Annotated in this window: 6 protein-coding genes; 3 read left to right on the plus strand and 3 right to left on the minus strand. The window is 72.4% G+C overall.

Annotated features, from left to right (window positions below):
• Positions 1–484: 484 nt before the first annotated feature.
• Complete coding sequence (locus GPJ59_RS29630; protein ID WP_219670992.1) at positions 485–1024, minus strand: MarR family winged helix-turn-helix transcriptional regulator; 540 nt, start codon at positions 1022–1024, stop codon at positions 485–487.
• 117 nt (positions 1025–1141) lie between these two features.
• Between GPJ59_RS29630 and GPJ59_RS29635 the strand changes: the two genes are divergently transcribed.
• On the plus strand, positions 1142–2422 hold the full coding sequence (locus tag GPJ59_RS29635) for an MFS transporter (protein WP_219670996.1): 1281 nt from the start codon (positions 1142–1144) through the stop codon (positions 2420–2422).
• Positions 2423–2547: 125 nt separating this feature from the next.
• On the opposite strand, the gene GPJ59_RS29640 is transcribed toward GPJ59_RS29635, so the two are convergent.
• A complete protein-coding gene (locus GPJ59_RS29640) occupies positions 2548–4245 on the minus strand; it encodes an ATP-binding SpoIIE family protein phosphatase (protein ID WP_219670997.1) in 1698 nt (565 codons plus the stop codon).
• Positions 4246–4521: 276 nt separating this feature from the next.
• Positions 4522–5928 carry an NAD(P)/FAD-dependent oxidoreductase gene (locus GPJ59_RS29645; protein ID WP_219670993.1) on the minus strand — a complete coding sequence of 469 codons (1407 nt, stop codon included), beginning with the start codon at positions 5926–5928 and terminating at the stop codon, positions 4522–4524.
• Positions 5929–6267: 339 nt separating this feature from the next.
• Here GPJ59_RS29645 and GPJ59_RS29650 point away from each other — a divergent pair, with 339 nt between their 5' ends.
• Positions 6268–7050 carry a TetR/AcrR family transcriptional regulator gene (locus GPJ59_RS29650; RefSeq protein WP_219670994.1) on the plus strand — a complete coding sequence of 261 codons (783 nt, stop codon included), beginning with the start codon at positions 6268–6270 and terminating at the stop codon, positions 7048–7050.
• 450 nt (positions 7051–7500) lie between these two features.
• The coding region (locus GPJ59_RS29655) for a sigma-70 family RNA polymerase sigma factor (RefSeq protein ID WP_219670995.1) at positions 7501–8504 on the plus strand (1004 nt) is incomplete at its 3' end.

Here is an 8504-nt window from a genome sequence, read left to right on the forward strand (position 1 = left end):
TCTCCGAAGAGACGGGGTATCAACATATCTGGCGTTGATTTTTGGCACGCTGTTGAGTTCTCAAGGTGCGGACGCTTCCTTTGTACTTACCCTCTCGGGCTTTCCTCCGGGCGCTTCCTTCGTTCTTGCGTTTCCGACTCTATCAGATCTTTTTCCGATCCGATTTCCTCGGCGCTTTCCGGTTCCGGCGCTTTCGCGCTTTTCCCTTCCGGCGTTTCCGACTCTATCAGATCCTTTCGGGCCTGACTCCCAGTCAGCGGGCTTGTCTTCCTGGCCCGTTGGGCCGTTCCGACTCCCGAACTCTAGCGGATTTCCCGGGCGGCTCATAATCGAGCCTCGGAAATGAATTCGGGCATGCCGAATTCGCTCCCGGTGGGAGGTCGTGCTGAGTAAGGGGTGCCGCAACGAGGCGGCGGGACGGCTGCCCCGGAACCGTTCGACTCCGTGACAACTCGGAGTACTTTACGGATCCCCCAGGGGTGTGTCAACCGCGGCTCTGGAGCCGCTCCACGCGGTCCAGCAGGCGGGTCAGCATGTCGCCCAGCACCCCGCGCTCCTCGGCCCGGAGGTCCTGGAGCAGGTCCTCCTCGAAGACCGACGCGGAGCGCATCGCCTCCAGCCACTTGCTGCGGCCCTCCTCCGTGAGCTCCACGATCACGCGCACCCGGTTGGACTCGTCGCGCTCGCGCGTGACCAGGCCCTCCGCCGTCATGCGGTCGATCCGGTGGGTCATCGCCGCCGGCGTGAGACCCAGCTGCTTCGCGAGCTCGCTCGGGCCCATCCGGTACGGGGCGCCGGAGAGGACGAGGGCCTTGAGGACCTCCCACTCCGCGTTGCTGATGCCCAGGGCCGCGGTCTGGCGTCCGTACGCGACGTTCATCCGGCGGCTGAGGCGGCTCAGTGCCGACATGACCTTCTCGACCTGGGGGTCGAGGTCCTGGAACTCGCGCTGGTAGAGGGCGACCTGCTCGTCGAGGCTCGGCTCGCCGACGGGGGTCGCGGTGTGCTCGGGGGTGTCACCCATGGGCGGAAGTATGGCACGAACGCGTTGGCGTCTAACTCCTTCGATGTGTACTCTTAACGCTTGAACTTTAGGTCTTAAGTCTTCGACATCAAGGACAGGTGAAAAGTGACCAAGGTGATGGGCGCTGCGATGCGGCGGATCCAGGCCGGCAACGCGCTCGCCGCGTTCGGCATCGGCTTCACGGTTCCGTTCCTCTATCTCTATGTGGCGCAGGTGCGCGGTCTGGGTTCCATGGCGGCGACGTGCGCGTTCGTCGCGTTCGCGCTGGGAGCCCTGGTCGCGTTGCCCTTCACCGGTCGCGTGATCGACCGCCGCGGTCCCGTCCCCGTCGTCGTCGGCGCGGCGGTCGCCGCGTCCGTCGGCGCGCTGGCCCTCGGGCTGTCCACGGGGGTCGTCCCGATCCTGCTGTCCGCGCTCACCCTGGGCGCCGGCCAGGCCGTGATGCAGCCGGCGCTCGCCACGATGATCGTCTGGTGCTCCACGCCGGTCTCCCGGACGCGGGCGTTCGCGCTGCAGTTCTTCATGCAGAACCTCGGCCTGGGCATCGGCGGACTGCTCGGCGGCCAGATCGTCGACGAGACCCGTCCCGCCTCCTTCACGCTCCTCTTCTCCATCGAGGCCGTGATGTTCCTGGTCCTGGCCGGGGTCGCGCTGTCCGTGCGGATGCCGCACGCCCCGGCGATCACCGAGCCGATGCCGAAGGACCCGCAGCAGCGCGGCGGCGGCTGGCGCCGGCTGCTGGCGCACAAGGCGATGGTGCAGTTCTGCGTGCTGGGCTTCGTGCTGTTCTTCGCCTGCTACGGGCAGTTCGAGTCGGGGCTCGCCGCGTTCGGCACCGAGGCCGCGGGGATCACCCCGTCCACGCTGGGCTTCGCACTGGCCGCCAACACGGGTGCCATCGTGCTCGCCCAGTTCGCCGTACTGAAGCTGGTGGAGAAGCGGCGCCGGTCGCGGGTCATCGCGCTCGTCGGCCTGATCTGGACGGTCGCGTGGCTGATCGCCGGGTTCTCCGGTCTGGGGCACGGCAGCGCGGCGATGGCCGCCACCGCCTTCGTGACGACGTACGCGCTCTTCGGCATCGGCGAGGCCATGCTGTCGCCGACGCTGGCACCGCTGGTGGCGGACCTGGCCCCGGAGGGGTCGGTCGGGCAGTACAACTCGGCCTTCGCGCTGGTCAAGCAGATGGCGCTGGCCCTCGGGCCGCTGGGTGTGCCGGTGGGTGCCGGCCTGCCGATGCTCTACGTCGGGATCTTCGCCCTGGTCTCGCTGGGCATCGTCGCCCTGGCGCTGCGGCTCGGCCGGCAGCTGACGCCGGCGCAGGACAATCCGTCGCTGGTCAAGGCGGCGCCGGTCGCGTCCGGCGCGCCGGCCCGGGCGGTGGAGCCCGTCGCCGCGTAGCCAGCGGCAGCACGGCTCGTACACGCTCATGCGTACGGAAGGGCCCGTCCCCTGGGGGCGGGCCCTTCCGCGTGCCGCCGGGCCCGTGCTGCCAGGGCGTACGGGCGGCAGCGGCGGGGCGGGCGCTACTTGTCCGGCAGGGCGAACTCGCACCAGACCGCCTTGCCGCCGCCCGGCGTCCGGCGCGATCCCCAGGACGAGGCGATGGTGGCGATGATCGAGATCCCGCGGCCGGTCTCGTCCCCCGGTTCGGCGCGCCGGCGCCGCGGGAGGTGGTCGTCCCCGTCGGTGACCTCGACGATCAGCCGGCGGTCGGTGCGGCGCAGCCGTAGCCGCATGGGCGGGGTCCCGTGCTGGAGGGAGTTCGCGACCAGCTCGCTGGCGGCCAGCACGCCGAGGTCGCAGAGCTCGACCGGGAAGCGCCAGGAGGTGAGGACGCCCTGGGCGAAGGCGCGGGCGCGCGGGGCCGCCTCGACGCCGCCGAGGAGTTCGAGGGCGGCGTTGTGGAAGAGCTCGGCGTCCGGGCCGGTGCGGGTGGGGTGCTGGAGGACGAGGACGGCGACGTCGTCGTCGTGGTCCGCGTCGACGCCGAGGGCGCGCATCAGCCGGTCGCAGATGACCTGCGGGGTGCCTTGGGCGCCGGCCAGGGCGCGTTCGAGGGCGGAGACGCCTTCGTCGATGTCCTCGCCGCGGCGCTCGACGAGGCCGTCGGTGTAGAGGACGGCGGTGGAGCCGGGGCCGAGGGCGATGGTGCCGGAGGAGTGCAGCCAGCCGCCGGTGCCCAGCGGCGGGCCGGTGGGGTCGGCGGCGCGCCGGACGGTGCCGTCCGCGTCGCGGACCAGGATCGGCAGGTGGCCGGCGGAGGCGTAGGCGAGCAGGCCCTCGTTGGGGTCGTGGACGGCGTAGACGCACGTGGCGATCTGGCTCGCGTCGATCTCGGCGGCGAGGCCGTCGAGCAGCTGGAGCACCTCGTGCGGGGGCAGGTCGAGGCGGGCGTACGCGCGGACGGCCGTGCGCAGCTGGCCCATGACGGCGGCGGCGCGGACGCCGCGGCCCATCACGTCGCCGATGACCAGGGCGGTGCGGCCGGCGCCGAGGGTGATGACGTCGTACCAGTCGCCGCCGACCGCGGCCTCGGTGCCGCCGGGCTGGTAGGTGGCGGCGATGCGCAGGTCGTCGGGCTGTTCGAGCTCCTGCGGGAGGAGGGAGCGCTGGAGGGTGACGGCGGCCTCGCGCTGGCGGCGTTCGCTGGTGCGCAGGCGCTCGACGGTCTCGGCGTGGTCGGTGACGTCGGCGAGGTGGACGAGGACGCCCGCCCCCTCGCCCGCGGGTTCGGCGAAGGCGACGGGGGTGCAGGTGACGGTGTACGAGTTCCCGCCGCCGGGCGCAGTGCGGTTCTTGGCCGTACGCGGCTTGCCGCTGCGCAGGACCTGGTCGAGGAGGGGGAGCAGGCCGAGTTCGCCGAGCTCGGGCAGGGCCTCGTGGGCGGGCCGGCCCGTGGGGCGGGAGCCGAAGCCGGCGGCGTAGGCCTCGTTGACGTAGGCGACGCGGTGCTCGGGGCCGTGGACGAGTGCGACGAGGGCCGGGAGCCGGTCGAGCACCTCGCGTACGGGGAGCTCGTCGAGGGACGGCAGGGCGGCCAGGCCTGACCCGGTGCCCGTACCGGAGACGGTGGGGTCGGCGGGGCGGCCGTCCGGGGCGGAGGCCCTGGCCGCGGGGACGGAGCCCTCGCCTCGCTTGGCCTGGGCGGCGGCATGCTCGGTCCGGGCGGCGGCGCGGCGCTGCGTTCCGGGAAACCGGGCGCTCCAGCGCGTGAAGTTCACTGCGTTCAAGCCTCGTCGGTGTCGCTCGTGGTCCAAGGGTCGGTCGCCGGCCGTGCCACTGGCGCCGGTGCGGCTGTGCCGGTGTCACTGTGCCCGGTGTCGCGGGCCGGTGTCACGGGCCGGAGTCACTGGGCTGGTGCCACTGCTGTGCCGGTGCTGTGCCGGTGCCAGGCTCCGGTGTCACTCTGTGCCGGTGCCAAGGCGCCGGTGTCACTCTGTGCTGGCGTGAGCCCACCTATGGTCACACGCCCAGTGTGGCCGCCGGCACTGACAACGTCAGCCTTCGTCGTGCTTCGGGGGCTTGGGCGGGGGCTCCTTGGGACCGCCGCCGGCGGCGAGTTCGAACTCTGCCCTGGGGTGTTCGAGGGATCCGAGGGAGACGATCTCGCGCTTGAAAAGACCGGCGAGGGTCCATTCGGCGAGCACCCGCATTTTGCGATTGAACGTGGGCACGCGGCTGAGGTGGTAGGTGCGGTGCATCAGCCAGGCGGGGTAGGCCTTGAGCTTGCGGCCGTAGATGTGCCCGACGCCCTTGTGGAGGCCGAGGGAGGCGACGGAGCCGACGTACTTGTGGGCGTATTCGCGCAGGGGTTCGCCGCGCAGCGACGCGAGGAGGTTGTCGGCGAGGACCTTGGCCTGGCGCACCGCGTGCTGGGCGTTGGGGGCGCACTCGCGGCCCGGCTCGTCGGCGGTGACGTCGGGGACGGCGGCGGCGTCGCCGGCGGCCCAGGCGTGCTCGACGCCCTCGACGGTGAGCTGTGCGGTGCATACGAGGCGGCCGCGGTCGTTCTTCGGCAGGTCGGTGGCGGCGAGGATCGGGTGGGGGCGCACGCCGGCGGTCCACACGATGGTGCGGGTGGGGAAGCGGGAGCCGTCGCTGAGGACGGCGACGCGGTTCTCGCAGGAGTCGAGGCGGGTCTCCATGCGTACGTCGATGCCCCGGCGGCGCAGTTCGCGGACGGTGTACCGGCCCATCTGGGGGCCGACCTCGGGCAGGATGCGGTCGCTGGCCTCGACCAGGATCCACTTCATGTCCTCGGCCTTGACGTTGTGGTAGTACCGCGCGGCGTAGCGGGCCATGTCCTCCAGCTCGCCGAGGGCCTCGACGCCGGCGAAGCCGCCGCCGACGAAGACGAAGGTGAGGGCGGCGTCGCGGATGGCGGGGTCGCGGGTGGAGGAGGCGATGTCCATCTGCTCGATGACGTGGTTGCGCAGGCCGATGGCCTCCTCGACAGCCTTGAAGCCGATGCCGTAGTCGGCGAGGCCGGGGATCGGGAGGGTGCGCGAGACCGAGCCGGGGGCGAGGACGAGTTCGTCGTACTCCACCTGGAGGGGGCCGGCGCCTTCCTCGTCGGTGGCGAGGGTGGTGACGGTCGCGGTCCGCTTGGCGTGGTCGATGCGCTGGGCCTCGCCGATGACGATGCGGCACTTGTCGAGGACGCGGCGCAGCGGGACCACGACGTGGCGGGGCGAGATGTTGCCGGCGGCGGCTTCGGGGAGGAAGGGCTGGTACGTCATGTAGGGCTCGGGGGTGACGACCGTGATCTCGGCCTCGTCGGGTCTCAGTTTCTTCTGGAGCCGAAGTGCTGTGTACATGCCGACGTAGCCGCCGCCGACGACGAGGATGCGCGTCCGGGGCGGGGTACCGGGGGCCGAGCCCTGGGAGTTTGAGGCCTTCACCATCCCATGACGCAACGTGGCCGGGACTTTGTCCACAGGCCCGGCGAATCGTGTGACCGGAGTCGGCACCGGGACGGGGTGGCCGGGAGGGAGTCACGAGGGGGAAGGTGCGCAGGTCACAGCATGTGGAAGGGCTGATTCCGGAGGCTGGAGCGGGAAAGGTGGAGGCGAATGCTCCGATCGGGCGGCGCTCCGTACGGGGCTCCCTCTTCTGAATTGACTCTGGCTCAACTATGTTCGTATCTCGTCGAGGCATAGGACCAGGCCGCCTGACCGCGGCCACCTCGACGCGAAGGCGGGGACTGTCTCCGGGGGGAGACAAAAGATTACCGGGGGAAACATATGCATATTTCCGATTTCCATGGTTCCGCGACCGCTCTCTCGACCGAGGGCGGCGGCCGCGTCATGACAGGTCCCACCACGCACGGGGTGGGTCGCTCGACTCCGCTGCGGGTGGACGCCCAGCGCAATCTCGAGCACGTGCTGAGGGCCGCGCGCGAGGTCTTCGGCGAGCTGGGCTACGGCGCCCCGATGGAGGACGTCGCGCGGCGCGCCCGCGTCGGCGTCGGCACCGTGTACCGCCGCTTCCCCAGCAAGGACGTGCTGGTCCGGCGGATAGCGGAGGAGGAGACCTCCCGGCTCACCGAGCAGGCCCGCGCCGCGCTGGGGCAGGAGGAGGAGCCGTGGCAGGCGCTGTCGCGCTTCCTGCGCACCTCGGTCGCCTCGGGCGCCGGCCGGCTGCTGCCGCCGCAGGTGCTGCGCGTCGGCACGGCGAGCGAGGACGGGACGGAGGGCGCCGAAGGCGCCGAGGCGGCCCGGGTGCCGCAGCAGCGGCAGGCCACCGGACCGGTCGGGCAGCCCGAGCTGCGCGTCGTGGGTTCCCGGACGGCCCTGGACGACGAGCCTGCGGAGGACGCGGGCGCGGGTGCGCTCCTGGAGGTGGTCGGCAAGCTCGTGGACCGCGCGCGGGAGGCGGGTGAGCTGCGGGCGGACGTCACCGTGGCCGATGTGCTGCTGGTGATAGCCACGGCCGCGCCTGCCCTGCCGGATGCGGCCCAGCAGGCGGCGGCTTCGGCGCGGCTGCTGGAGATCCTGCTCGAAGGACTGCGGTCGCGCAGCGCCTGACGGCTGTTCGCGCACGCGGCGGCGGCGGGGCGGGGTGGGGTAGGACGCACGCGTCCTCCCGGCCCGGCCCGCGTCGGACCGCTCCGCCGCGTGTCGGCTCGCTCCGGCCCGTGTCGGCTCCCTCCGGCCCGCGTCGGTCCGCTCCGTCGCGCGTCGGACCGCTCCGACTCGTGTCGGCACGCGTCGGCCTTCGGGGCGGAGGGGGACGGGCGGCGGGGTGCCTCGCCGGATTTCGGGGGTTCTCGGGGCCGAGCGGGATGGCGGCTGGGCGTACCGGGCTTCGGGGTGGCGTCCTCGAACGGCCGACCCTTCGAACGGGTGAAGGTCAGCACGGTGATTCGCCGGATGTGCCCGGATGAGTGGATCTGAGCGCAGCGGGCCGCCGCGCGCCCTCCGTGTGACACGCTGGCCCGGTGTACCGGTTGAGTGTGTCGTGCGGGGGCTTCCGCGATGGGCGTTGACGGTCGGGAAGAGCCCTTCGGGGGCGGCGAGGCCGAGGCGGACAGCCTGCCCGCGCGCCAGGTACCGGCGCAGCGGGAATCGGGCAGCGGAGCGACCGCGGCGGTGCTGCCACCCTCCGACGGCGAACTCGTCGCCCGGATGCGCGCGGGCGACGACCGCGCGTACGAGCAGCTGTTCCGCCGGCACGCCGACGCCGTACGCCGCTACGCCCGCACCTGCTGCCGCGACGGGCACACGGCCGAGGACCTGACCGCCGAGGTGTTCGCCCGGACCCTGCAGGCCGTCCGCGGCGGGGCGGGGCCGGACCAGGCGGTCCGGGCGTACCTGCTCACCACGGTGCGGCGGGTGGCCGCGGCCTGGACGAAGACCGCCCGGCGCGAGCAACTGGTCGAGGACTTCGCACTGTTCGCGGAGCAGGCCTCGGCCGGCGCCGAGAGCGGCTCGCGCCTGTCCGGCGACGACACGCTCGAACTGGGCGCGGACGTACGGGCCATGCACGAGGCCGAGCAGTCGCTGGCGATGCAGGCCTTCCGCAGCCTGCCCGAACGGTGGCAGGCCGTCCTGTGGCACACCACCGTCGAGGAAGCCTCGCCCAGCGCCGTCGCTCCGCTGTTCGGGCTGAGCGCCAACGCCACCGCGGTGCTGGCCAGCCGGGCGCGGGAAGGGCTGAAGCAGGCCTACCTGCAGGCGCACGTGAGCTCGGCGCTGAGCGAGGGCGGCGACTGCGCACGCCACGCCGACCGCCTGGGCGCGTACGCGCGCGGCGGCCTGCGGATGCGGGCCGAGCGCGGGCTGCGCAAACACCTGGAGGAGTGCGCCAAGTGCCGGTTGGCCGCCGGCGAACTGAGCGAGGTCAACGCGGGCATCCCGGCGCTGCTGCCGGTCGCGGTCATCGGCTGGTTCGCCGCGGGGTACGCGCTCAAGGCCGCGGCCGGCGTGGGGGCCGGCGGAGCCGGTGCAGGCTCTTTTACAACTCAGTGGCAGTCGCCGAT

The sequence above is a fragment of the Streptomyces bambusae genome (assembly GCF_019400985.1).
GTDB classification, from domain to species: domain Bacteria; phylum Actinomycetota; class Actinomycetes; order Streptomycetales; family Streptomycetaceae; genus Streptomyces; species Streptomyces bambusae_A.

Excerpts from the sequence above, each read along its gene's own strand:
- GPJ59_RS29645 (WP_219670993.1), bottom strand. The coding sequence starts at position 5,928 with ATGGTGAAGGCCTCAAACTCCCAGGGCTCGGCCCCCGGTACCCCGCCC.
- GPJ59_RS29635 (WP_219670996.1), top strand. The coding sequence starts at position 1,142 with ATGGGCGCTGCGATGCGGCGGATCCAGGCCGGCAACGCGCTCGCCGCG.
- GPJ59_RS29650 (WP_219670994.1), top strand. The coding sequence starts at position 6,268 with ATGCATATTTCCGATTTCCATGGTTCCGCGACCGCTCTCTCGACCGAG.
- GPJ59_RS29630 (WP_219670992.1), bottom strand. The coding sequence starts at position 1,024 with ATGGGTGACACCCCCGAGCACACCGCGACCCCCGTCGGCGAGCCGAGC.